The sequence below is a fragment of the Candidatus Poriferisocius sp. genome, assembly GCF_965204015.1.
Taxonomy (GTDB): Bacteria; Actinomycetota; Acidimicrobiia; order Acidimicrobiales; family Bin134; genus Poriferisocius.
This window is the reverse complement of sequence record NZ_OZ241965.1, coordinates 2,528,665-2,552,641: the sequence shown is the minus strand read 5'-3', so window position 1 is coordinate 2,552,641 and position 23,977 is coordinate 2,528,665. Positions and strand designations below refer to the sequence as shown.

General features: G+C 61.7%; 27 protein-coding genes. 12 read left to right on the top strand and 15 right to left on the bottom strand.

What is annotated here, in order from left to right:
* Position 1 precedes the first annotated feature (1 nt).
* Together ACOGJC_RS11510 and ACOGJC_RS11505 are read left to right on the top strand one after the other, a co-directional pair.
* The gene (locus ACOGJC_RS11510; protein WP_419845135.1) at positions 2–238 is read left to right on the top strand and encodes a CopG family transcriptional regulator; all 237 of its coding nucleotides are present in this window, start codon (positions 2–4) and stop codon (positions 236–238) included.
* A complete protein-coding gene (locus ACOGJC_RS11505; RefSeq protein ID WP_419845134.1) occupies positions 235–630 on the top strand; it encodes a type II toxin-antitoxin system VapC family toxin in 396 nt (131 codons plus the stop codon). Before ACOGJC_RS11510 ends, ACOGJC_RS11505 begins: the two co-directional genes overlap by 4 nt.
* Before the next feature lie 135 nt (positions 631–765).
* Here ACOGJC_RS11505 and ACOGJC_RS11500 read toward each other — a convergent pair whose 3' ends face one another.
* The 3 genes from ACOGJC_RS11500 to ACOGJC_RS11490 form a co-directional block, all read right to left on the bottom strand.
* Positions 766–1,386, bottom strand: coding sequence for a hypothetical protein (locus ACOGJC_RS11500; protein ID WP_419845133.1), 621 nt, complete (start codon positions 1,384–1,386; stop codon positions 766–768).
* 28 nt (positions 1,387–1,414) lie between these two features.
* Complete coding sequence (locus ACOGJC_RS11495; protein WP_419845132.1) at positions 1,415–1,765, bottom strand: hypothetical protein; 351 nt, start codon at positions 1,763–1,765, stop codon at positions 1,415–1,417.
* Positions 1,766–2,196: 431 nt separating this feature from the next.
* Complete coding sequence (locus tag ACOGJC_RS11490) at positions 2,197–2,514, bottom strand: hypothetical protein (protein ID WP_419845131.1); 318 nt, start codon at positions 2,512–2,514, stop codon at positions 2,197–2,199.
* 114 nt (positions 2,515–2,628) lie between these two features.
* On the opposite strand from ACOGJC_RS11490, the gene ACOGJC_RS11485 reads away from it, so the two are divergent.
* Complete coding sequence (locus ACOGJC_RS11485; RefSeq protein WP_419845130.1) at positions 2,629–4,041, top strand: hypothetical protein; 1,413 nt, start codon at positions 2,629–2,631, stop codon at positions 4,039–4,041.
* Between the two features lie 195 nt (positions 4,042–4,236).
* On the opposite strand, the gene ACOGJC_RS11480 is transcribed toward ACOGJC_RS11485, so the two are convergent.
* Entirely contained in the window at positions 4,237–5,370 is a 1,134-nt protein-coding gene (locus ACOGJC_RS11480; protein ID WP_419845129.1) for an LLM class flavin-dependent oxidoreductase, read from the bottom strand.
* 28 nt (positions 5,371–5,398) lie between these two features.
* Entirely contained in the window at positions 5,399–6,322 is a 924-nt protein-coding gene (locus ACOGJC_RS11475; RefSeq protein WP_419845128.1) for a formylglycine-generating enzyme family protein, read from the bottom strand.
* Between ACOGJC_RS11475 and ACOGJC_RS11470 the strand changes: the two genes are divergently transcribed.
* Positions 6,303–7,034 carry a hypothetical protein gene (locus ACOGJC_RS11470; RefSeq protein WP_419845127.1) on the top strand — a complete coding sequence of 244 codons (732 nt, stop codon included), beginning with the start codon at positions 6,303–6,305 and terminating at the stop codon, positions 7,032–7,034. The genes ACOGJC_RS11475 and ACOGJC_RS11470 overlap by 20 nt on opposite strands.
* Positions 7,010–8,020: a DUF445 domain-containing protein gene (locus ACOGJC_RS11465; protein ID WP_419845126.1), complete on the top strand. Its 1,011-nt coding sequence runs from the start codon at positions 7,010–7,012 to the stop codon at positions 8,018–8,020. The genes ACOGJC_RS11470 and ACOGJC_RS11465 overlap by 25 nt, the downstream gene beginning before the upstream one ends.
* Here the strand turns inward: ACOGJC_RS11465 and ACOGJC_RS11460 are convergent.
* Entirely contained in the window at positions 8,017–9,546 is a 1,530-nt protein-coding gene (locus ACOGJC_RS11460) for a class I adenylate-forming enzyme family protein (protein WP_419845125.1), read from the bottom strand. The genes ACOGJC_RS11465 and ACOGJC_RS11460 overlap by 4 nt on opposite strands.
* 136 nt (positions 9,547–9,682) lie before the next feature.
* Between ACOGJC_RS11460 and ACOGJC_RS11455 the strand changes: the two genes are divergently transcribed.
* The 6 genes from ACOGJC_RS11455 to ACOGJC_RS11430 all read left to right on the top strand — a co-directional run bounded on the left by ACOGJC_RS11455 (position 9,683) and on the right by ACOGJC_RS11430 (position 15,405).
* Entirely contained in the window at positions 9,683–10,825 is a 1,143-nt protein-coding gene (locus ACOGJC_RS11455) for a substrate-binding domain-containing protein (protein WP_419845124.1), read from the top strand.
* Between the two features lie 47 nt (positions 10,826–10,872).
* Entirely contained in the window at positions 10,873–11,973 is a 1,101-nt protein-coding gene (locus ACOGJC_RS11450; protein ID WP_419845123.1) for an ABC transporter substrate-binding protein, read from the top strand.
* Between the two features lie 84 nt (positions 11,974–12,057).
* Positions 12,058–12,840: a nucleoside phosphorylase gene (locus ACOGJC_RS11445; RefSeq protein WP_419845122.1), complete on the top strand. Its 783-nt coding sequence runs from the start codon at positions 12,058–12,060 to the stop codon at positions 12,838–12,840.
* A complete protein-coding gene (locus ACOGJC_RS11440; RefSeq protein ID WP_419845121.1) occupies positions 12,837–13,646 on the top strand; it encodes an ABC transporter ATP-binding protein in 810 nt (269 codons plus the stop codon). The genes ACOGJC_RS11445 and ACOGJC_RS11440 overlap by 4 nt, the downstream gene beginning before the upstream one ends.
* Positions 13,643–14,437: an ABC transporter permease gene (locus ACOGJC_RS11435; RefSeq protein ID WP_419845120.1), complete on the top strand. Its 795-nt coding sequence runs from the start codon at positions 13,643–13,645 to the stop codon at positions 14,435–14,437. Before ACOGJC_RS11440 ends, ACOGJC_RS11435 begins: the two co-directional genes overlap by 4 nt.
* Before the next feature lie 53 nt (positions 14,438–14,490).
* Positions 14,491–15,405, top strand: a complete 915-nt coding sequence (locus ACOGJC_RS11430; RefSeq protein WP_419845119.1) for a TIGR03619 family F420-dependent LLM class oxidoreductase — start codon at positions 14,491–14,493, stop codon at positions 15,403–15,405.
* Between the two features lie 15 nt (positions 15,406–15,420).
* Here the strand turns inward: ACOGJC_RS11430 and ACOGJC_RS11425 are convergent, their stop codons facing one another.
* From ACOGJC_RS11425 to ACOGJC_RS11385, 9 genes are all read right to left on the bottom strand, one after another.
* On the bottom strand, positions 15,421–16,683 hold the full coding sequence (locus tag ACOGJC_RS11425; protein ID WP_419845118.1) for a glycerophosphodiester phosphodiesterase family protein: 1,263 nt from the start codon (positions 16,681–16,683) through the stop codon (positions 15,421–15,423).
* Positions 16,684–16,742: 59 nt separating this feature from the next.
* Positions 16,743–17,213: a bacterioferritin gene (bfr, locus tag ACOGJC_RS11420; RefSeq protein WP_419845117.1), complete on the bottom strand. Its 471-nt coding sequence runs from the start codon at positions 17,211–17,213 to the stop codon at positions 16,743–16,745.
* A 46-nt stretch (positions 17,214–17,259) separates the two neighbouring features.
* Positions 17,260–17,457, bottom strand: coding sequence for a (2Fe-2S)-binding protein (locus tag ACOGJC_RS11415; protein ID WP_419845116.1), 198 nt, complete (start codon positions 17,455–17,457; stop codon positions 17,260–17,262).
* Entirely contained in the window at positions 17,457–17,759 is a 303-nt protein-coding gene (locus ACOGJC_RS11410) for a hypothetical protein (protein WP_419845115.1), read from the bottom strand. Before ACOGJC_RS11410 ends, ACOGJC_RS11415 begins: the two co-directional genes overlap by 1 nt.
* Positions 17,760–17,874: 115 nt before the next feature.
* Positions 17,875–19,287 carry an HTTM domain-containing protein gene (locus ACOGJC_RS11405; protein WP_419845114.1) on the bottom strand — a complete coding sequence of 471 codons (1,413 nt, stop codon included), beginning with the start codon at positions 19,285–19,287 and terminating at the stop codon, positions 17,875–17,877.
* Positions 19,259–20,287 (bottom strand): imelysin family protein, encoded by a 1,029-nt coding sequence (locus tag ACOGJC_RS11400; RefSeq protein ID WP_419845113.1) that lies wholly within the window; start codon positions 20,285–20,287, stop codon positions 19,259–19,261. Before ACOGJC_RS11400 ends, ACOGJC_RS11405 begins: the two co-directional genes overlap by 29 nt.
* A gap of 14 nt (positions 20,288–20,301) precedes the next feature.
* Positions 20,302–21,645 (bottom strand): di-heme oxidoredictase family protein, encoded by a 1,344-nt coding sequence (locus ACOGJC_RS11395; protein ID WP_419845112.1) that lies wholly within the window; start codon positions 21,643–21,645, stop codon positions 20,302–20,304.
* A gap of 51 nt (positions 21,646–21,696) precedes the next feature.
* Positions 21,697–22,878 carry an imelysin family protein gene (locus ACOGJC_RS11390; protein WP_419845111.1) on the bottom strand — a complete coding sequence of 394 codons (1,182 nt, stop codon included), beginning with the start codon at positions 22,876–22,878 and terminating at the stop codon, positions 21,697–21,699.
* A gap of 61 nt (positions 22,879–22,939) precedes the next feature.
* Positions 22,940–23,584: a histidine phosphatase family protein gene (locus tag ACOGJC_RS11385; RefSeq protein ID WP_419845110.1), complete on the bottom strand. Its 645-nt coding sequence runs from the start codon at positions 23,582–23,584 to the stop codon at positions 22,940–22,942.
* A gap of 22 nt (positions 23,585–23,606) precedes the next feature.
* On the opposite strand from ACOGJC_RS11385, the gene ACOGJC_RS11380 reads away from it, so the two are divergent.
* Positions 23,607–23,972: a carboxymuconolactone decarboxylase family protein gene (locus ACOGJC_RS11380; RefSeq protein ID WP_419845109.1), complete on the top strand. Its 366-nt coding sequence runs from the start codon at positions 23,607–23,609 to the stop codon at positions 23,970–23,972.
* Positions 23,973–23,977 lie beyond the last annotated feature (5 nt).

The window sequence follows — 23,977 nt, the reverse complement described above, 5'->3', positions numbered from 1 at the left end:
TATGGTGTATATTCATATTGTGCGGCGTATACAGCTATATATGGATGACGATCTAGACCACGCCCTCACTGCGGAGGCAGCGCGATCCGGACGGTCCCGCTCCGAACTTGTCAGGATGGCCGTGCGCCAGTCCCTAGAACACAAACTCACCGTGGATCCTGATCCAATCGACGCTTTGATCGGGTCAGTGGACATTGACCCCATCGACGACATCGACGCGGCCATCTATCTACAGTGAGGTTCGCAGACACTTCGTTCTGGGTTGGTTTGCTGCTTCCCCGCGACCGACGCCACCCAGATGCCACCGCGCTATGGACTAGGGACAGCGAACCTGTTCGCACCTCCAACCTGGTGCTCGGTGAGACGTGGACTTTGCTGAGGTACCGGGCCGATCACCGCACGGCTGTTCGATTCCTGGACACCATCAACCAATCAGGCCGTGTTTCCCGAGCCCCGATGGATGCACAGATCGACGAGCGGGCTTGGGAATGGCTGCGCCGACACGACGAGCGGGCCTACTCCTATGTGGACGCGGTCAGCTTCGAGATCATGCGACGTGAGCGGCTAACGGAGGCCCTGGCATTCGACGGCGACTTCGCCGCAGCCGGATTCATCGAAGTCCGCCCCTAAGGCTGCGGCGCAACTATGCACACATTGACCTGTTGATTCGTATCAAGCTGAAGCAGCAGAAGCGCAAGATCATGCGCGACAACCGACCCCGACTGTCAGCAACCTCCGCCAGTTTTAGAGCTAACCCTTCGCGGCCTAAGAGAGACAGGGCGACAACTGTTGGGCCAGGATTGCCGACTGCTCGGCCAGCAGTGCCAGCCTATTTCCGCTCATCGATTGCTCAGTGTCCTCGATCGCGTCAGCCGCCCCAGCAGACCATATGGCCATCCCGGCCATGGATCGGGCCAAGGCCTGATTCTGGCGGTGGAGCAAACCGATCAATAGGTGCTCGGGGTCCTCGTTCCACGCCCGCTCTTCGGCTTCGGCCAGTTCAACAGCCTCCAAAAATGACTCGGTGTACTGGTCCCAGCCTGGCCCCGAGGGCTCAAGCCCAGCAGCCCTGATGTCGGCCACTACCAGCTGTATCAAATTGAGGACAATGCCCGCTTGCGAGTCCGCCCGCTTGTGGGCCGCTGAGCAAGCGGCCATGGCCTCTGCCTCCTCTGGAGTGACCCCTTCCACTGTTTGCGCTAGGAGGTCGGAGAATGACTCCTCGAATTCGGATGCCAGCGTAGGCGGCGGTGTGGGCACCGATTCTAGGGCAGGTACCGGTGCCGTCACCGGAGTCTCATCTAACTCGGGGCTGGATTGGACGACCGGTTCGGCGTTGCCACAAGCCGCGGCCACCAGTACCAGCACGATGAAGAGCTTCTTCATACCCCCTCTTTGGTATGGGAATCTGCAGTCAGCATTTGAGGGTGGTTTCGTGGAGGAACGACCACGGCAACTCTACGTGCCAGGCCACCAGGTCCCAAACCCAGCCACCCGCCCAAGGGTCTTCACAGAAACCACGGGTGCCGACTTCCACTTGAGTCCGATAGCGGCCCCATTCGGCGCACGAGAAGTCATCAGCCCAGTACTTGCGGCAATAGCTTGATGTGACCCAGACCTTCTCATCAGTTCCGGGCGGCGTGCCGAAAACCAGCGGGAGAAACAGGGCGGCCTGCAGCGCGGCCCACAGGGTGACGCCAAGGCAAGCCACCAGCAACGGGGGACCGAGTGTCCACCCTGCAACCTTGCGCCATGGCGTGCCCACACTCGTGACGGTAACTGATAGGGCAGGAGCCAGTCAGACGAAGATACTGCCCCACTCAATTGACTGAAGCCCAGGACATTGGAGACTTGCCTCAATTGCGAACAACAAGCCAACGGCCATGAGGGTTGGGCGGAGATCAGTGCTAATGAGCTGGAGCCGAGCCCTAGTCCGTTTGTGCTCAATGAAGGAGACCTGCTGCGAGTAAAGAACCGTCAGTACCAGTGCTCTTTGTCGAACCGCTGGGCCAGCTCGCGCCGCCACTGCGGGCGCAGATTGGTCACGATAACGATCAAATACGCAGTCGGCGGCGTAGTGCAGCAATAACTCCTTGATGTACAGCCCAGCCATGATCGTCTTTCCTGCCCACGATCATCCGCCAGCAAGAACCGAAATATTGGCTCTGGGAGCAGCGATCCGTACACCACGTTGAGCTAGTAGGGCAACGGTGAAATGTTCGACACCGCCAGCCCAGCCATGTCGTGGCGGAACATGTTCCGAATACGCAGCGCCTCCACTCCCAGCCGGAACCGACGCGCATCCCCACCGAAACGGACAGGCCCCGCAGACGAAACCAAACTGATCCTCGCCAACTCCGCCTCAGGCAGCGTTATCTCATCCAAGCCGCCACCGGCGTCCCGGTAGACGATCTCCCAAAATGGCCCCTGCGTGACCTGCACCAGCGTCACGACATCGTCATCTCCAGGCAACCGCACCTGAGCACCCTTCACAAGCCGCTCAAGATCCAACATGCTCACTCCTGCACAGGTGCCGTTACCACCATTCCCGTCCTCGGACTCTACTCCCCACAACGACACCCTCATGAACCTTGTGGTTGTGTCGCATCTACGAATTACTATTTCTACATGCCAGAGATACCGGAGCTGACAGACCACCCTCCAGCAATCCAACCCATCTACTCATTCACTGAAATTGGTGAATCTGTCTTGCTTTATGACGGTCCTATGACAGTAACGGTTCCTAGTAGCACCATGTCAACTGCGACAGATGATGGACTCACAAGTCTAAAATGTGAAGGAAATGGAAAGATAGTCTGCACTGTTCAATCAATGCCAAGATACAACGTTCATTTTACAACTCTCGGTGACGGTTCACTCCTCAATATTTACCATTTGAATGGCAGTCTACAAATGAATATTGAAGGACATGCAGCATCTATTCCTATGAGAGTGGTCGATAAACACATCGAGTCGTCTGCAGACTCCAATCATACGAAATTGGAATTTACAGCATTGTTAGATCAAGATACCATCATCGGTACCGAAAAACCGATTGTTGAAATGCAATTTTATTTGATTAACTTTCCCTTTGATATCGGAAACACTGTGACAAGCCGAATAGACACCGAAAACAAAACTCATCATACGACTGCTAATCGAATACATTTGGACTCCGACGACGAGTGGCAAATTGATATAGATTCAAGAGCGAACTATTATGATATTTGGGGCGAAACACGAATGAGAGATTCGTACGCATTGTCCCATGTCTGCAGAATTAGAAAAAACCATACTGGTACATTCACTTCTAGTGAAGCGCTAGAGATTATAGAATCATTGTACTGGTTTCTATCGTTCATGTCTTCTTCTCATATCGGAATAGTGTTACCTACAGGCATTACTTCGGCAGGAGAACAAGTAAAGTATACAAAAAGTTGCGGTCCTATTGACTCAGCTGCATATCGCCAATCATGGTTCAGTCAGTATGATGTCGAGGGACGACAACTACTGAATTCGTTGTACGACCATTTCAAGGACAAATGGAATGACCCAATATGGAGGGCAACACTGCCCCAGCTCATTGGCAGATATGCATCTGCTAACGGCAAATATATCGACAGTGGTCTCGTAGCAGCATTTTCTACTCTAGAGACAATGTATTGGATAAAGTTTGGACTCATAGCACAATCAATCAAAGCAAGTGATCTACGAAAATCACAAGCGAGTACTAAAATACGAGATCTCTTGAGCTCCGCAAGCATTGAACCAGATATTCCCAGTCCTCTCACGGTTCTCAGTTATAAAGGTCTTGAGATTAGAAATTCACGTAACCTCGGACAACTTCCAGAGGTCGTCGCCTGGGTCAGGAACAAAATCGTACACCCTGATACCGGGTCAAAGTTGACTTTTTATCTGATGGACCAAGCTCACCTAGCCGCCATTTGGTATCTGGAGCTATTACTGCTGAAGGAATTTAACTATGCAGGAACCTATTTTAGTCGGGTATCCAATAAGGTTGAAGCAGTCCCATGGGCATAGTGTCACAGCTGCACCTATAGTTCATTTCTTCGACCATAAGAGCTAGTCATCTATAAACTCATACTCTTGTCTGAGTTGGCCCGAGTTTCCATTTGAAGACAAAGAATATCGGAACCTAGTGCAGGTGGAAAGAGTCGTCCTTCATTTGTTGAATTGTTCCGCGATCAACTGTGGGCTACTGGCGTGCCAAAAGAATCAGGACTCCTTGGGCGTCGGGGTGTAGTTCTCGAGTTCGGGGATGATCTCTTTGCCCAGGAGCTCGATTGTGCGCATGATCGACTCGTGGGAGTGGTAGCCGAACTGCACGTAGCAAATGAGCTGGTCAACGCCGATGTCGGCGTAGTGCTTCATCTTCTCGTAGCAGGTGTCCACATCGCCCACCACGATCATGTCGGCCTCGTCGAAGTGGTGGATGAGATCGTCGATCCCCTCCTCCATGAGCGGCTTGAGCAGCGGGAAGGTGGCATCCCGCTCTTCCTGTGACAGCTCGGGCAGCTCCCAATCGAGGGTGAACTGAGCCAGGTTGGAGTACCACCACTCCACCGACTTCCACACCTCGTTGTCCAGCACCTGCTGGGGCGTGTCGGCGCAGTGCACCAGGGTGTAGGCCGCGGTGGCGTTGGTGGTCACGTCGGTGATGGGCTCGGGGTTCTCGGCCGCGGCCCGATAGTTGCGGATGTGGCGGGCCATGGCCTCCAACGGCTGCATGATGGAGAACGACAGCATGCCCATGCCCGCCTTGCCGGCCACCGCGGCGGAGTTCTCCGAGGCGCACGCCATCCATGCCGGGGGATGGGGGTACTGCATCGGCTTGGGGGTGACCATGCGCTTGGGGAACTTGAACTGGGGCGAGTCGTACTCGAAGTACTCCTCCCGCCACATGCCGCACACGATCTCGATGGCTTCCTTCCAGTCGTCCCGGGAGCGCTCCCGGTCGACGCCGAAGGCGATCTGCTCCATGGGGGTGGATCGGCCGGTGCCCCACACCGCCCGGCCGTTGGACAAGATGTCTACAGTGGCCACCTTCTCGGCGATGCGCTGCGGCGGGATGAACCCGAACGGGGTCAGGGTCACTCCGAAGCCCATCTTGATGTTCTCGGTCACCATCGACAGGGCGCCGAGCAGCACCTCGGAAGCGGGGCAGTGCGAGCGTCCCTCCCGGAAGTGGTGCTCCACGGCCCAGATGGTGTTGAAACCGAAGGTGTCGGCCAGCTTGATCTGCTCGACGGCGTCCTTGTAGGCCTTCTGCTCCCGCTCCCGCTGGCCCCAGGGATGGGGCTTTCCCCACGGCTTGGGCGCATCCACTTCGTACAGCAAGTCCAACTTCATGGCGGTGACGTTACCGACCGCCCTGCGATCAGCGCACTTTGGAGCCGGCTCCCGGACCGACCTCGGCGTTGGCATCGGCGGCTAGCCGGAAACCCATATTCCCGGTAGTGGACGAGGGCTCGTTGGCATGGCGGGCGGCCACCCGATAGCGGTTGCAGTAGGAGTCGTGGCACAGATACGAACCACCCCGGATAGCTCTGACCCTCCCCTGGGGTGGTCCTACCGGATCGACCAAAGGCCGCTCAGGCGGGAATCGGTTTTCGAACCAATCGGCGCACCACTCCCACACGTTGCCCGAGCAGTTGTATAAGCCGAACCCATTGGGCTCGTATTCGTCCACCGGCGCGGTGCCCACATAGCCGTCCTCAGCGGTGTTGTGGCTGGGAAAGTCACCCTCCCAGATGTTCAGCCGGGGCTGTCCGTCGGGGCTCATCTCGTCGCCCCACGGCAACCGGGCCTGCACCAGTCCGCCCCGGGCCGCGTGCTCCCACTCGGCCTCGCTCGGCAATCGGGCTCCATACCAGGCGGCGCAGGCCGCGGCGTCGAACCACGAAACATGCACCACCGGGTGGTTGCCGCGATCTTCGACCGTCGACTGGGGTCCCTCCGGCTGTGACCAGCACGCTCCCTCCACCTGCCGCCACCACTCGGCACCCACCACGCCTCGGGTGGGCTGAAAGTCGTCGGGTAGCAGCCCGCCGAACACGAACGACCACCCCTCCTGCTCGGCGACGGTCTTGTGGCCGGTGGCCTCCACGAAGGCGGCGAATTCGTCGTTGGTCACCGCGGTGGCCGCGATCTGGTACGGCTTCAACACCACCTCTCGCACCGGACCCTCTCCATCGCCCTCGAACCACACCTCCTCGGTGCCCATGAGAAACGACCCGCCACCCAGTGAAACGAACTCCACCCCAGCGTCATAGCATGAAACGATGAAGACAACCGGAATCATCTTCGCCGGACTCGATTGCGACGCCGACGCCATCGAGGGCTGGAACCGCTGGTACGACTTGGAGCACCTGCCCCCCAACATCGCCCTGACCGATGTGATGCACGGCCGCCGCTACGTGGCCCCTCCCAGCCACCAAGAGCTGCGGCCAGAGGGCTGCGATGAGGCATTCTCGGGCGGGCGCAGCGCCTTTCTCACCATCTACTGGCTGTGCGGCGATGTCGATGGGGTGATGGCCACCATGACCGACTACCGAGAGGTTCTGGTGGCCGCCGACCGGATGTTTCCCGACGAGAAGAAGATCGTGCGGCTAGGCGATGCCCTGGTCCTCGACTGGGCGGTGGCCGACCCGGCGCTGAAGGCCGATCCCGGCGACATCCCCCACATCTCCCACACTGAAATCCACGTAGTGCTGCGCCGGGGTCTGGGCGATCAGCATTGGCACCATGCCATCTACGCCCCCGCGGCGGTGGCGGTAGAGGGCGTGCATGCTGTGGTGTCGTTCACCTCCCGGTTTGCTCCCGACACCGCCATCGACCTGCACATGATTGAAGGCGACCCCGCCGAGGTGGTCCCCGCTCTGCGGGCCGCCACCCCCTCCCGGCCCGCCACCACCGACGTCGGACTGGACGGGCCGTTCCAGCTCATCGAGCCGCTGCGCTACCCGTGGGCCGAGCAGATCCGCGGGTCATGGATGCCCCAAACGGTCGCCTGAGCGACCCGGCCTCGTTGCGCCGGGCCAAGCGGCGAGCCACCGGCTTGCTGCTGGCCGCGGCCGCCTTGTTCGTGGTGATGCACCTGCTCACCGAGGGCGACGGCTGGGCCGGCTACGTGGAGGCGGCCGCCGAGGCAGCCATGATCGGCGGTTTGGCCGACTGGTTTGCGGTGACCGCCCTGTTCAAACACCCACTGGGGATTCCCATCCCCCACACCGCCATCATCCCCCGACGCAAAGATGCCATCGGCGCCAGCCTGGGCGAGTTCGTGCAGGACAACTTCTTCGACCCCGACGACCTGGCTCACTGGGTGGCCGACCGGGCCCCCGCCGAGGCCCTAGGGCGATGGCTGGCTGCTGAGGGGGATGCCGGGCTGGTTTCAGGACCCGCCCTGGGCCGGCTGCTGGAGTCGATGGTGGACGGCGGGCACCACCGCTCGATGGTGGATGCCGCCGTGGAGCGGGCCGACCGCTTCTTGGTGGACAACTACGAGGTGCTCAGAGACCGCATCGTGGAAGAAGCCCCCGTCTACACCCCCAAAGTGCTCGACCACCACATCTTCACCCGCCTTCACCGGGGGGTGCGGGGAGTGCTGGCCGACATGGCCGACGATCCCAACCACGAGCTGCGCCTGCGCATCGACGCCGGGCTGAGAAGCTACGCGCAGCGCCTCCAGACCAACCAGCGGTTGGCAACCCGGGTAGAGGCAGTTCTGGCCCGGGCCGGTGAGTCATTGCAAAGCGACTCCACCCTCCAAAACCGGGTGGACCGATGGCTGATTTCCGCAGTGGGCCTGCTGGCCCGCCATGCCCAAGCCGAGGTGGCCAACGTGATCGGCAGCACCGTGGCCCGCTGGGATGCCGACGACACCAGCGACCGCATCGAGCGGCGAGTGGGCCGCGACCTCCAGTTCATCCGCATCAACGGCACCCTCATCGGCGCCCTCGCCGGCTTAGCCATCCACGGGGTGGGCCAGCTGCTCTAGTCGCTGAATTGGGCCCGGAGCTCGTGCTTCAACACTTTGCCGGTGGCGTTACGCGGTAGCGAGTCGACGATTTCCAGCTGCTCGGGAATCTTCTGGGGCATGATCCCCGACGACCGGAAGTAGTCGCCGATCTCGGCCAGAGTAAGCCCGTCGGCGCCGGAAGCCAGCTCCACCACCGCGCACACCCGCTCCCCCCGCTCCTCATCCGGCAGCCCGATCACCCCGGCGTCGAGCACTTTGGGGTGGGCAAACAGCAAGTCTTCTATCTCGGTGGCCGAGATGTTCTCTCCTTTGCGGATGATGATGTCCTTCACCCGGCCGGTGAGCGTCACGTACCCCCCAGCGTCCAGAAAACCCACGTCCCCGGTATGGAACCAATCGCCGTCGAATGCAGAGGCAGTCAGCGCATCGTCCATGTAGCCCCGGCACACCATCGGTCCCCGGATCCACAGCTCTCCCTCCACTCCCACATCGGCCGGCTCGCCATCAAAGCCCACCACCTTGATCTCCGCCCCGGCCAGCGGCTGGCCCTCAGTCTCGGCCAGTTTCTCGTCGGGATCGTCGGGAGTGTTCTGCGCAATGATCGGCGCCTCCGTCATCCCCCAGGCGTGGCCGCACCCTCGCCCACCCATTTCAGCCATCACCTCGTAGTGCTGGGACGCAGGCATGGGCGCGCCGCCCCCGGAGCAGAGCCGGAGTCGAGGCAGGATCGGCTCGCCGGGCTGCTTGCGCTGCTCGGCCAGAAACGCCATAAAAAATGCCGGGCCGCCTCCCACCAGGGTGACACCGTGGCGAGCGAACAGCGCAGTGGTCTCGGTCGGATCGAACGCCTCGGCGATCACCAGCGTGCAGCCCGAGCTCAGCGACACCGACAGGTTGGACACCCCGCCGATATGGGCAAACGGGAAGGCAAGCCCGAACTGATCCTCTGCGGTCACATGCTGGCGCTCCACCATGGCAATGCCCGACGCCATGACCGAAGTGTCGCAGTGGCGGGCGCCCTTGGGGTTCGATGTGGTCCCCGACGTGTAGTACACCCACCGGATCTCCTCGGGATCCTGGGGAGCAGGAATTTCGTCCAGCACCGACACATCCCCCTCAGGCAGCTCACCGTCGCACACCACCACGTCCAGCCCGTCGACTTCGGCAGCGATCCCTTCCGCCATGGCCTGATAATCGAACCCCCGCCACACCGACGGCACCAAAACCAGCCGGGCTCCGGTCTGGCGTATGCAGAACCCCACCTCCCGCTCCCGATAAACCGGAATGATCGGGTTCTGCACCGCTCCCAGCCGGGCTAACGCCGCCTGCAACACCAAAGTCGACGGCCAAGTGGGCAGCTGCCAAGAAACCGACACCCCCGGCCCCACCCCCAACTCAACCAACCCAGCGGCGGCCCGCAACGCCGCATCCCGATACCCCGCAAAAGTGAGCTCCTGATCCCGGTCGTCAATGATCATGCGAGCATCCGGCGTCAACTCCGCCCGCCGCTCCACCATCCCCCAGAAGGTTCCACCGCTTAGCACAGCAAGACTCTAAACCCACACCGGCGGGCGACCGATAGGCAGGGCGACGGCCTATATGCATAAATGGTTTGCTTCAGCCCGTTGACTAAGTTCTCTAGTTGACTAGATAACTAGATGACTTATAGATTCTTGACCCATGAGCGGAGCTGAGGCCAACGACCTGCTCGCCCTGCGGCTTGGCATCGATCGAGCAGGACGGACACCGATTGCGACCCAGATCGCTGAGCAACTCACCTCGAGGATCGCCTCCGGAGTCCTAGAAGCGGGCGACCGGCTTCCGGCGACAAAAGAGGTAGCCGAGCACCTTGAGGTCAATGTCCACACGGTTCGCGCGGCCTACGCCCAGCTCGCGGCCGACGACGTCATCACCATGCAGCGGGGTAGTCGGGCTGTCGTGCTGGGTTATGACGCCAATACCGCCCGTTCGGGCCGGGCCAGTGCCCCCACATTCATGATCGGCGTCATGGTGCCCCACTTCTCCGACTACTACGCCGAATTCCTTCAGGCAATAGCGCAGTCAGCAGAAGTCGAAGGCTGGCTTCCCGTCATCTGTCAAACGCGGCAGTACGAAACAGGGACAGTGGCCCGATACCTCGACCAGATGGTGAGCCGCGGCGTGGACGGTGTGATCGCCCTGCACTACGAGACGCCGGATGACACCGAGACCACGGCAGTGCTGGCGGCGGCGGCTGAACTCCTGCCGCTGGTGTTCGTCGATAGCGCCCCTCTTGACTTTGGTTCACGGATTGCCGTGGATCGCGTCGCGGGCTCGCTGGAGGCAACCAAGCACCTTCTCCGCCACGGTCACCAACGCGTCGCCTTCATCTCAACCCCGACCGGATGGAGTTCGGGCATCGAGCTTCGAGACGGATACGCAAGAGCGCTTGATGAAGCGGGACTCAAACTCGATTCCGATCTCGTCATAGCCGCGAGCGACATGTCGCTGGATGCCGGTGCGAAAGCAGCCGCCGACCTGATGCTGCTCAACGAGCCGCCGGACGCAATCTTTTGCGCTGGAGACATTCTTGCCTTGGGTGCCCTTCGACATCTGCGGGACATACAGCTTCGGGTTCCCGACGACGTGGCCATCATGGGTTACGGCGAGTTGCCGTTCTCTTCATTGGCAGGTCCGCCACTTTCGTCATCTCGTCTCCCGGCACGCGAACTAGGAGAGCTGGCCGTCGCCACCCTCCGAGATGCCATCGATGACGGTGAACGCAAAGAGATCGGACCGATTCAGACCTCCCTCACAATTCGGCGGTCTTGTGGCAGCCGATAACCGTGCCGAGTGAAGTGAACGACTTCGCCGGGCTGAAAGGAAATCCAATGAACCTGAGAAATGTCCTCATCAAATGGCTGGCAATTCTGGCTGTGTTGGCCTTGGTGACCTCGGCCTGCGGGAACGACGACGATGCCCCAGCTCAAAGCGAGCCGGAAGCCACCGAAGCCCCCAGCGACGCTGAGCCATCCCCCGAGCCTGAACCCGAACCCGAACCCACCTCAGAGCCTGAGCCAGAGCCAACCCCGCAAGAATTGCGAGACGTCTCGATTCGGCTGCCATGGTTCCCCAGCGCTCAGTTCGCTGGAACGTATGTCGCGGCGGCAAAGGGCTTCTTCGAAGAGGAGGGGCTAAACGTCACCGTCAATCCCGGTGGATTCGATGTGAACAGCATCACGCTTGTGGCTGCAGGCACCGACGACTTCGGCTTGCACGACACGAATTCTCTGCTATTCGCGGCTGGGGAGGAGATTCCCCTGGTGACGGTGGCCACATACCTCCACGCCCACCCCGGTGCCATCATGGCGCTCGAGTCTTCAGGCTTTGAGTCACTGTCAGACCTCGTGGGTGCCACGATTGGCTTCCAGGAAGGCGGGCCGTGGCAGCTCACCCAAGCGATGCTCACTCAGAATGGAATCGATCCCGACTCACTCAACCAGGTCGCAGTCGGCTTCGATCTCACACCGTTGTTTGAGGGTGACATCGACCTGCTGACGGTGTTCTCCACCAACGAACCGATCCTGGCAGTGCAGCAAGGCTTCCCCGTGGACGTCTTCATACCCTTCGACTACGGAGTTCAGGCGTCAGCCAACGCACTGTTCACCACAACCAATTTCCGGCAAGACAACCCGGAGGTGGTGTGCGGGATGGTCCGCGCTATAGCAAAGGGCTGGCAGTATGCGTTCGACAATCCACAAGAAGCCGTCGACATCGTCATCGCCGTCGATCCAGACAACCTCACGGCCGATAAGGAGTCGGCCTCCCTCGAGGCGGTTCAACGAAGCGTCCTGTCTGAGGCCGCTCTTGCCGATGGGATTGGGACAATGACGGCCGAGCGGTGGCAGACCGTCGAGGGCGTCATTCGCCAGTACGGCGGATTCGAGGCTGACATCGATCTTGAGGCCGTCTACGACGACTACTGCTTCTGATTCTCCCCTCCAGGGAATAGCGTGGTCGGTGCAGGCGTCGGCACCGACCACGCAATTCTCCCGGCCCCGACGAGAGGAGCCTTAGTGGCGATACTGGACAAGAACGCAAGGACGCTCCACGCGCGGCAGTATCACCTGCATGTGAGTCCAGGCGATGTCGGGAAATACGTGCTTTTGCCCGGCGATCCAGCCCGTGTGCTCATGATCGCCGAGCATCTGGAAGACCCCCGCGAGATCGCCTTCCATCGCGAGTACCGAACTGTGACCGGGAACTTCAGGGGCATCAACGTAAGCGGCACGTCAACCGGCATCGGGTGCCCATCCGCGGCCATTGCGGTTGAAGAGCTGGCCAACGTCGGTGCAACCCACTTCATTCGCGTCGGCAGCAGCGCCGCCTACGTTCCTGAAATCGCCCAGGGCGATCTGATTGTCAACACCGCGACAATGCGCCTTGACGGCACTAGTGCCGCCTACGTGGACCCGAGATTCCCGGCAGTGGCCGATCACTTCCTCGCCCGACATCTGATCGATGCCGCTCGCGACCTCGCCGCCGAACGCGGGTTCGGCGTGCATGTGGGAGTCAACGCATCCAGTGATGCGTTCTACGCCGAGACGCCAAAGTTCATCGAAGAACTCCAGAAGCACCGCATCTCCAATGTGGAGATGGAGAGCTCAGCGATCTTCACGATCGCTCACTTAAGGGGCCTGTGCGCTGCGATGGTCTGCGCCGTGTCCTACAACTACATGCAACCCGACGACGTCGATTTGGAGAAAGAGAACCACGCTCTTGTGGCAGGTTGGGACAATGCGATCGCCGTGGCGCTAGAGGCGATTGCCCGCTACGAGGCAGACGAAAACATGCCATGACCAACAGCGGGGGGATCACGATTGACGGCGTCGGGATGCAATTCGACGGCCGCCAAGGCGTGACCGCACTCGATGGGATCGATCTCGACATCTCCGCTGGGGAATTCGTGACGCTCGTCGGGCCCTCAGGATGCGGCAAGTCGACGCTGCTCCGAATCGTGAGTGGGCTCTTGGAGCCTACAGCGGGGCGCGTAGACGTCGGCGGAAAAACTCCGAGTCAAGCGAGACGAGACGTTGACTTCGGGTTCGTATTCCAAGAACCGGCACTGTTCCCGTGGCTTCGAGTCCTCGGCAATGTTCTATTGCCAGGCCGCGTTCTCGGTCGCAGGAACCCCAACAAGGGGCCTGGAAGCGCAGAAATCGCGCGAGAACTGCTGCGCGATGTCGGGCTGGAGGGATTCGAAAACCACTACCCGGGCCAGATCTCTGGGGGCATGCAGCAGAGAGTCGCTCTCGCCCGCGCGCTCAGCTACGGCCCCAAGATCCTGCTGATGGACGAGCCCTTCGGAGCACTCGACGAGTTCACCCGCGATCGCCTCAACCTGCAACTTCTCGATGTCTGCAACAAGGCTGGTTCAACGGTGCTCTTCGTCACCCACAGCATCCAGGAGGCGATCTTCCTGGCCGACCGGGTTGTGGTGCTCAGTCCCAGGCCGGGAAGCATCGCTCGGATCGCCGACGTTCCGTGGCCCAAACCGCGAGCTTTGGAAATCCGCTACGAACCCGAATTTGCCGCACTGACGGGCGAGTTGCGGAGTCTCCTCACGGTCGAAGACGAGGTTGAGTCGGCGATGAACCAGCCATGAGCGACACTCGAGAGCGCAGGAGCATCGCCAACGCTTTGCTGAGGTTCTTGCCTTCAGCCGCGGTCTTCGTGGCTGGCCTCGTCGCTTGGGAATTGTGGGTCAATGTCCGAGATGTGCCCGCATATCTCTACCCGAGCCCATCTGACATCGGAGGCGAGTTGCGGGACGAAGGCCTGTCGCTTGCCGTCGACGACCTCCGCTGGACGATGATCGAGGCGGTCTTGGGGTTTCTCCTCGGCAGCGGGGCCGCCATGTTCGCTGCGGTCGTATTCGTCCATGCCAAGTTCCTTGAGCGCGTGCTCTTTCCCTGGGCGATTGTGTTGCAGACGGTGCCAATCGTCGCTGTAGCGCCGCTTCTCACCATCTGGTTCGGTTTCACGCTCACCCCCAAGGTGTTGATTGCCGCGCTGATCTGCTTCTTTCCTGTACTCGTCAACACAACCAAGGGCCTGCGATCAATCAGCACTCAGGCCGTCGAACTCATGAGCATCCTTTCGGCAAGCAAGTGGTCGATCTTTTGGCGGGTGCGCATCCCAAGCTCCCTGCCCTACGTTTTCGCTGGTCTGAAAGTGGCATCATCGCTGTCGGTAATCGGCGCAATCGTCGCTGAATTCACCGGGGCTGATCGAGGGATCGGCTTCGTCATCATCCAGGCCAGCTATCGCCTCGACACTCGCCTGATGTTCGCCGGGATTGCCCTCTCCTCGGCAGCAGGAGTTCTCTTCTTCAACGTCATCGGCGCACTCGAGCGACTCGCGCTGCGTTGGCCGGACGCCCGGCTTGATCGATGATCTAGCGGCCCCGCCAAACCGCCAGAGGATGGCAAACCCGCCAAACTAGAGCCATGCCCACCCTGTCAGTCACCTTGCCGTCATTCGGCCCCATCTTCAGAGACAACAACTTCCACCAGATCGCCGACCTCGCCAAGATGGCCGAACACGCCGGTGTCGACCGCATCATGCTCACCGACCATGTGGTCATGGGCGCCAATACCGACAAGTATCCATACGGCCCCTTCCCCTTTCCTCCTGACACTGCCTGGCTCGAACCGCTGGCCTCCATCGCCCACATGGCCGCGGTCACCGAGCGTGTCCGATTCAGTACCAAGATCCTGATCGCTCCCCTTCGGCCCGCCGCGGTGCTGGCCAAAATGCTGGCCACCATGGACGTGCTTTCTCAGGGCCGTATGGAGGTGGGCATGGGGACCGGATGGCAGCGCGAGGAATACGAAGCTGCCGGCATCCCCTGGGGCGAGCGGGGCCGGCGGCTCACCGACATCATCGCGGCCTGCAAAGCGCTGTGGCGGGACTCTCCGGCCTCGTTCCATTCGGCCACTGTCAACTTCGACGACATCTGGTGCGAGCCCAAGCCGTCCCAGCCCGGTGGGATCCCGATCTGGGTGGCCGGTGCACTCCACTCCAACAACCTGGCCCGTCTCGTGGAGCACGCCGACGGTTGGATCCCGCCCCCCTACGGCAACCTCGAAGAAGTGGCCGATGGGGTGGGGCAGCTAGGGGAGGCTCTTGCCGCCGCGGGTCGGAGCATGGACGGCTTCGGCGTCCAGGGCGACATAGACGCGGTGCCCGGTGACGATGGCCGCCCCTCCATCAAAGCCAGCATGGGCGCAGCCACTGAGTGGGCAGAGGCCGGCGCAACCACCATCAACGTGGTGATGTCGTTGTTCTGCTGGCGCATGGACCGGGCCCAGGGCTGGTTCGACGACTTGGCCGAGAGCTGGGCTGAGCTCGATCTGGGCTGATGCAGCCCAAACAGATCAGGGGATGTCGCCGTCGGCCCGGAAGCGCTCTACAGCTTCGGCCGGGCGACCGGCGATCACACCCTGTACCGGCAAGTCGATGAGCTCGGCGTAGTAGTCGGGGTCCTCTTGCCAATCCTCGTTGGGCCACACCCATACGGCCAAGCCTTCGTCGGCGGCTTTGCCCAGTAGGTCGGGGGTAAGCACGTCTAGGCCGCTAAAGGTTGGCGGCACCTGCAAGATGAGATCGTTGGGGTGCAGCGGGACCGAGGCAAACGCCCACGCTGGCAGAGAGTCCTGGCCCGGACTCGTAATGACGTCAGGAGCTAGCTCTCGGAATCCAACCAGCGCTTCATCTCTGAACGACACCACCACAACCGAGTCAGTGCGCCCCAACTCCTCGATGTCCGCAGCCAGCACCGCCGCCATCTCGAGGATGAAGTCGATGTCGTCCTCACCGTCGTCGCCCGCCGGGGTCTTGATCTCCACATCGAGGACGTGCTCGGGAAAGGCCTGCGCCACCGCCCGGAACGTCTCCACTCGGAAGTCGTCGGGGCCGTACCCCTCAGGCGGGGCAACATCGCCGGTGCGGATACCCCGATAGGAGTAGGCCTCGGGAGCCAAATCGTGGCTGGGCCATTGTTCCGACCACCAGTAGGCGTTGTCCAGCGCTTGAAGCTCCTCATAAGTCATGTCCCGCACTCGCCCGGTGGCGTTGGTGGTGCGGTCCACCGTGTCGTCGTGATGCACCACCAGCACGCGGTCGGCGGTCATCTGCAAGTCCATCTCCAGCACGTCAACCCCGGCATGGGCCGCCTGGGAGAAGGCATACATGGTGGAGTGAGGCCAAGAGCGGTCGCCCCCGGCGTGGCCAATCACCAACGGCCGCCCCAGCGCCAACAACTCCCGCACCGTGCTGGCCGCCGGAGTCGGGACCGGCGGCAGCACCACAGCCTCCTCGCCCCCAGCATCCTCTTCGTCCTCTTGGACGTCATCGGCAATCGGCGTCGGTTCGCCGGCTGGCTGCTCAGGCGGGGCGGTGGCCACCGGCGTTGCCGGGCTCGGCTCCGCATCACCGGTGTCGGTCACCACGGTCTCAGGGGTCGGGAGCGGAGTGGCGGTTGGAGCTGGCTCTGTTGGCGAAGAAACCGGAGTAGCGGGAGCAGGGACGGTGCTCGGTTCGGCGTCGTCTGCGTCACCGCACGCGGCAAAGAGCGCTCCCAGCATCGACAAAAGGAGCACAAGCGGCAGCGTCCTCGCCGTCCTCGGCAATCGAGGCACGCTGAGGATCCTAGTGGCGTTCTGACGATTGCGAGACGGGGCTGACCCTCAGCCTTGGGCTACTCCTCGAGTTGGGACTGGAGGTAGCGCTCGATGCCGATGTCGGCGATCACCCGTTGCTGGGTCTCTATCCAGTCGAGGTGCTCCTCTTCGCCCTCCAACAGGTGTTCCAGCAACTCCCGGGTACCGGCATCGCCCTCATCCAAGGTCATTTGGATGCCCTGGCGATACCGGTCGACTGCGGCCACCTCCAAGGCGAGATCCAGCTCCAACTGCTCGGGCACGGTCTCACCCACCATCACCGTTCCCAGCCGCTGCAAGTTGGGCAGGCCCTCCAGCAGCAGGATGCGGTCCATCAGCTTCTCGGCGTCGCGCATCTCGTCGATGGATTCCTCGCGGTACTTGTCAGCCAGTCGCTTCCACCCCCAGTTCTCGCACAGCTTGGAATGCACGAAGTACTGGTTGATGGCAGTTAGCTCCGCAGTGAGGATCTCATTGAGAAGTTGGATGATTTCCGGGGAACCCTGCATTTGGCGATGCTACTCCAGATTGAAAAGTCAACTGGATGCAGGTTGTTCAGGAAATCCCGACCAAGACAGGCGTTTCTCGTTCCATCGGGCTCTGCTCCAGCATGTACTCGATCACATCGAGGCACCGCCCGCAGTCGCCGCCCGCTCCGCACTCCTCAGTGATGTCGGACACGGTGAACGACTTCTCGGCGAACAAGTTCTTGATGAACTCGGCGTTGATGGCTTTGCAGTGGCAAATGACCATCAGCCGTCTCCCACCAAAACAAAAAGAGGATCGCCGATCTGGCCCATACCGAGAGCCACCGACAGCGGAACCCGCCGGATCACTGGGAGGCGGTGTCCCATTCCTTGAACGGTGCAGGTCACCCGGCGGGAATCAACACAGATGTCCACCCGGTGGATTCGGCGGATCGCCCCGTGCCATTCCTTGGCTCGGTCGACATCGGGCAATGCGTCGACGGCCACCTCCTTATGACCGCAGTCGCAGTCGTAGGTCAAGGCCGTAGAGGACTCGTTGGGGGAGATGCGGATTACCGGTCCCCGCATGTGCTCCCTGTCCTCCTTGGTGTCCAGAACATTCAATGGCCTTGTCCTTGGGTGCTCCATGCCATCAACAGCGTTGGTTAAGTGCTCCTAACGATAGGTAGAAAGGATGGTTGGGTCAAGGCGGAGCGCTATTGGCCAGAATCCACTTTGACGGGGACAGGTTCCGGGGTATGGCGACCAAGTCCACCGTCGGGTCCACCATGCGGCGAGGGGGACGGCCGTTCATGGACACCCACACATCAGCCCGAACCTCAACATCGGGCTTCCCCTCATTCTCGTAGTGCTGGGCCAGTAGGTGGGCGGTGGCATGGATGAGGTCGGGGCGGACATCGGCCTGTTCAGCCTGCCAGTCGGTCAGCACCAGTCGGGGATGGGCCTGCCAGGTGCTTCCGGTGGTCGGGTCGGTTATCCGGTACTGGGCATAGCCGGCTTTCTCGGTCACCATCACCCGCCACGCCCCGTAGTACCCCTCCTCGGTCCACCGCACGTTGCCCGGATAGGCATAGTGGCGCAAAGGCAGAACCAACTGCACCACCGCCAGCACGATGAGGAGCACCACCACTGGCCTCGCTACCCCAACGGCCCTCCCAAAGTCTGGTGTGGAAGAACTCAAGGACCGGGAAAAACCCCACCGCAGGCGCGATGGCCAATCCGGAGCGAAGAACACCAGGGTGCCCAGGATCATCATCCAGGGGAACACCCCGATCTGGAACAGCACACCGGTGATCAAGTGGAACCCGACTACCGCGGCATAAGCCCAGGGGCGAGACCGGCGCCACAGCAGCCAGCCCACAATGGTCAAGTCGAAGAACGCTCCCGCCCAGCTGGCGGCATAGGCCAGCAGTGGCTCGTCCAGAAGGGGTCCGACGATCGGGATGTGGGTGCGGTCGGCCAGCCACAGGCGCATGGGCTGGGCTCGAAGGAGCCAGTCGCCGTTGAGCTTGGCCACTCCCGCGAACAGATAGACCACAGCGAGCTGGGCCCGCAGCGCCCACACCATCCCCGCAGGCACGAATCGGGCAGCCCGCACCCGCCCCTGCCAGGCGTCCAGCGACCAGCGATGGTGCACCGGCAACAGCACCAGCAGCAGCCCGGCCAGAGTGACGAACCAATAGTGATTCAGATACAGAGCGGCATCGATCAGCTCGGCGTAAGCGAAGCCGACCACAAACAGGGCAGCGGCCAATCGGTGGCGATAGCCGAGGGCAATGCACGCTCCCAGCAGGGCCAGCACTACGACATGGAGGTGCATCCACGGCGACGGCCACGGCTGGACCCAGCCGAAACCGGGATAGGTCAGATGGTGCTCGGGCTCGAGGTAGAGCCGGTCGACCCATCCCTTGGCCAGGAACCGCACCGAGCTGTACACCGCCAACAGCCCGAAGCCGATACGAAAGACCGCCACGGAGTCGGCGGCGACTGGCCGACGGGCAGCGTCAGCTAAGCGACGGTACTTTGGCCAGGCAGGGTGGGGTGCAACCCGGTTTTGGGCCTCTGAATCAGCCGGAGCTGTCGCCGTCAGCGTCACTGAATCCGATCACCACCCCCAGGCGACTCACCACTTCGGTGGCCACCGTGATCTGAATGACCTTGATGGCGTCTCGGGCCTCGATCACCGTTTGCCGAGAGTCGTCCACCGCATGGCGTAATGGAGGCTGCACCGCGTCTACAGCATCAAATGCGACTTCAAATTGCTCCACCAGCCGTTGGGTCAGATCGTCACCGAGCAGCGGCGACAACCCCGCTCGTTCGTCACCGAGCCCGATCAGCACCGCTTGGACCCCGATCAGGCGCTGGTGGAGGTCGTCCACCCCGGCTCCCGCGGGGCCTTCGTCGATGGCTTCGAGGCTGGCCTCACGGCTCATGACCCCCAACGCGTTGCCCAGCTCCAAGTCGGTGATCCTCTCCAGCAAAAACAGCGTGTCGTTGACCACTCGGTCGAGATCACCGTGGTCGGCATCGGCAAATGTGTCGCGGTACCGGTCGCCGCCCTCCCAACTCTGCGCCCAGTCAGCTTCAAGCAAGGCCGCCTCCTCGGCAATCACCTCCGCGACACCCACGAGATACTGGCAGCGACGGGATTCGCCCAAGGCGTCCAACGCCTCCTCGCCCGACCCTAAGAGGTAGTCCGCCGCGCCCAGTCCCCGTTGGTCGGCCCCGATGCGGCTGGACAGGCGCTCATAGTCCAACTCGATGGATGCGTCGACGATGAGCTCTTCGATCTCGTCGTGGGCTACCGGCCAGCGCACCAATCCCCACGACCTTCGCTCCATGACCGGTCCTACCCACACCGCTTGGGAGCGAGACCAGCTATTGCGGACTGCGGCGAGCGCGCCTCGGGCATCAGACAACGAGCCTGAGTTCAGCGACGCGCACAATGCCGACGCCGAGTCCTCCAGGGCGACCGCGTCGCGGTGGAACTGCTGGTACGTAGGGACGATGTAGTCGTCGGCCAAGTCACCCAGCACGCTGGAACGCGACGGCGACCCACCTCCGCACGCGGCCAACAGCACCGCCGCGACTGCCAATGCCCATACTCGTTTCACAGAGCCTCCAAAAATGCAATCAAGGCCGCCCGCTGCTCGGCATCGGCCAATCGGAACTCCTCTTTTGACGCTTCTGCCTCGCCTCCGTGCCAGAGAATGGCCTCTTGCAGCGTGCGGGCTCGGCCGTCGTGCAGCAGGAACCGCTCGCCGTTGATCTCATCGATCAGCCCAATACCCCACAACGGAGGAGTGCGCCACTCGCGGCCTGAGGCAGCAAAGTCCTCCCGGCCGTCGGCCAGTCCCTCTCCCATGTCGTGGAGCAGCAAATCGGTGTAGGGGTGGATGGTCTGCTCGGACAAGGCCTCAATATCGGTCTGGCCGGTCACATGGGTCACCGTGTGGCAGGACGCGCACCCGAACTCCTCGAACAGTTGGGCGCCCGATCGGACTTGGTCGTCGTCGGCCCCACGCAGCGCCGGCACCGACAATGTGCGCATGTAGATGGTGACCATTCCCAGGATGTTCTCTGGGATTTCAGGGGAGCCGCCGTTGATGGCGTCCGCACACGCCGTTTGCCCAACCGGACAATTCTCTGCGGGATGCAGCGACGAGGTGATGCCGATGTCGCCGTGGAACGCCCCGGCAGCCTGCTGTTCGACGGTGGCCACGTTGGCCTTCCAGCCGAACCGGCCCAGTGCCGGTACCCCCAGCCGGGCATCCCAGACGATATTGGCCCGTCCGGAGATGCCGTCGCCGTCGGCATCGTTGGGATCGGCCGCGCCCATGATCTCATCGGCTGGTATCGCCTCCAGCAGTCCCATGCCAATCACCTGCGGGGCCAACCGGGGACTGGTTCGGATTTCGGAGTCCAGCGGACCAAAAGCCAAGTCGGTGATCTCGAAGGTCGGCATCCGCAACTCATAAGTGGTTCCGTCGCCATAGGTGCCCGCCACGATCTCATAGGACACCCGCAGCGTGCCCTCGGCCGGTACCCCCAGTATGGAGCGATCCTGAAGCTGGCCCCCATAGTGCGGATCGGGCACCGGGGCGCCGGTCACAGCATCAGCACCTGGGATCGACAGCCTGATCAACAGACCGGGATGCGCCTCCTCATGGGAGGGGAGGGAAGGCGCACCCCGGCCGTCTAGGACGTGACACGACGAGCACGCCTGAGCGTTGAACGTCGGCCCTAATCCGTCCCTGGCCTCGGTGGATGCCGGGGCCGTGACCCAGTTTTGGGTGAAGAAGCTGTCGCCCACCTCGAAGGCACGGCGCTCAGCGGTCGTCAGATCCGGGGCTGGCAGGCTGAATGAGTTGCGGGTTGCGTCAAACCGAGTGGTTTCACCTCCGAGATTCGGATCAAGAGTGAACTCGTCCGATCCGCAGGTCGCGACAACCATGAGCCCAGCCAGGATCAAGGCTGCCGCGACCCATCGAATCATTTCCCTTTGCTAGCTGACGTTGATCGTGATGCCCAGCTTTTCGGCTGCCGCCACGATGGTGTCAGTCTGCGTCTCCAGGGCCTCAATAGTCCTCAGCACTTGGGCCCGTCCGGGATCGCTATCGGAAACCCCGTCGCGCAGGTGCTGGTCGAACGGCGCCGGTATCAGGCGAGCAGCGTTGACGCTGGTCGACACCTCTGAACGCAACTGGTGCGCCAGACCCGCATCTTCAGAAGCAATCACGTCCAACAATCCCGGACCGGACACGCCACCGGGATAGCTGCCCAGCAGCACCATCTCCACGCCGAAGGCGTTGCCGACGATGTCAACGGTGGTGTTGTCGGAGAAGCAGGAGTGCTCATCCTCTTGGGACCGCGCTTCGTAGGCCACCGTCATCCGCTCGCCGGCCAACTCACCCCGGGACATCTCGCCGATCCCGGTGAAGGCCAATCGCAGCGCCTCGTCGGCGTCCAAGGCTTCATAGCTAGCCCGGTAGTTGTTGCGACCGGGTGCCCAGGCGTTCACCAGCTCTTGCAGATGGGTTACCAGCTGATCGCTGGCCACCCGCAGGTACTGGGCCCGGCGATCAGCATTGGCAGCAGTGGTGTAGTCAGACGCCGGCCGGTCACCAGGTCCGTCCTCATCGAGGTCTTGTCCCCACAGCAGGAACTCGATGGCGTGCCAGCCAGTGGAGACGTTTGCCTCGCCACCGACTTCGTTGAGCGCCACAATCAGATCGGCAGTGATCTCTGGATGGCCCGACGGATCGTTCACGATGCCAGCATCGGGATTGCCTTCCACGTAGTCGATATAGGCCTCATCCAGTGGCCAAGCGTTGATAAGCCCCTCAGTGCCGGTCGCCTCGTCATCGATGGGACCGCCGTAGAAGCGGAATACCTCGGTGGGGCCGTAGTCCACACGGGCCACCAACCAAGCCTGACGGGCCGCTTCCAGGGACTCTTCCGAGGGCGAGGCCAAGAACGCGTCGATGGCCGCATCCATGGCCTGAGCCGAAATCAAGCTGGAGGCATAAGCCGAATGCACCCCGGCGGCGTAGGTGGCCACCGCGTCCTGTCGGGAGACCTCGACCGAAGACGAATCATCGTCATTGCCGCAGCCAGCCGCGAGCAACATAAGGGCCGCGACTACCGACACGAAACGCACGAATACCTGAGAGTTGAATTTTGGCATGCACTAATGTTAGGTAGACCTAATTCATTTAGGCCAACCTAACAAACAGAATTAACGACTTTTAATACTGAGGCCCGGAAATCAGCCCGTCGCGCATGAAGCCGGTGACCTCGGTGCGGGTGGCGCAACAGTGGCCGGTCTCGTTCATGCTCATCAGCACACGGCGGTCGCCTTCAACCCACACCCGGCAGATGCCGGAGTAGGCCACCTGCATGTAGATCCTCTCCGATGCCGCTACCACCTCGGACACCACCCGGTTGATCACCCCGCCGTGGCAGGCCACCACAATGTGCTGGCCGGATTGGGCTTCGCACAGTCGCTCGAATGCGGCCATCACCCGCTTGTGGAACTCCTCGGGGGTGTCCCAGCCGATGGCGGCGTATTCCTGGGCTCGAATGGCCTCGAAGTATTCGCCGCCCTCTGTGGCCAGCAGCTCGGTGGGGAGGTACACCTTGGAGTTGCGATCGATCTCAGTGAAGTCCTCCTCGAGCTCGATTTCCATGCCTAATCGGGCGGCCAGTGGCTCGACGGTCTCGACAGCCCGGCGCTTGGTGCTGGAGATGATGTGGTCGATGGGCTCGTGCTCCAGCCAATCGGCCAATCGCTCCGACTGCCACTTGCCCAATTCGCTGAGACCGGGATCGGCCACCTTGTCGGTATTCCACTCTCGTTCAGGCTGGCCGTGGCGGATGAAGACGATCTGCACCGCGACAGCCTACGCTGCGCAGATGAACAACAAAGAAGCAGATCGTGTCGCTTGGAACAACATCATGCTGTTCGATCCCCCCGACAGCGATGACCCGTACATTCAGTTCACCAAGCGGGTGTTCACCGACATGTGGTCCCGCCCTCGTCTGGGGAAAAAGGAACGTCGGATCACCACGCTGACCTGCATCATCGCGAGCGGCAACGCCGCCATTCTGCCATTCCACATGAAGCCAGCCCTAGAGACGGGCGACCTCACCCCCGATGAGCTGATGGAGTGGGTGATCCACGTCGCCCACTACGCCGGCTGGCCGGCCAGCGCTCAGGCCTTCACAACACTGCGGACGTTGACGGCCGAACTGGGCTTGGAGTTCTCCGACCACGAGTGACGAAG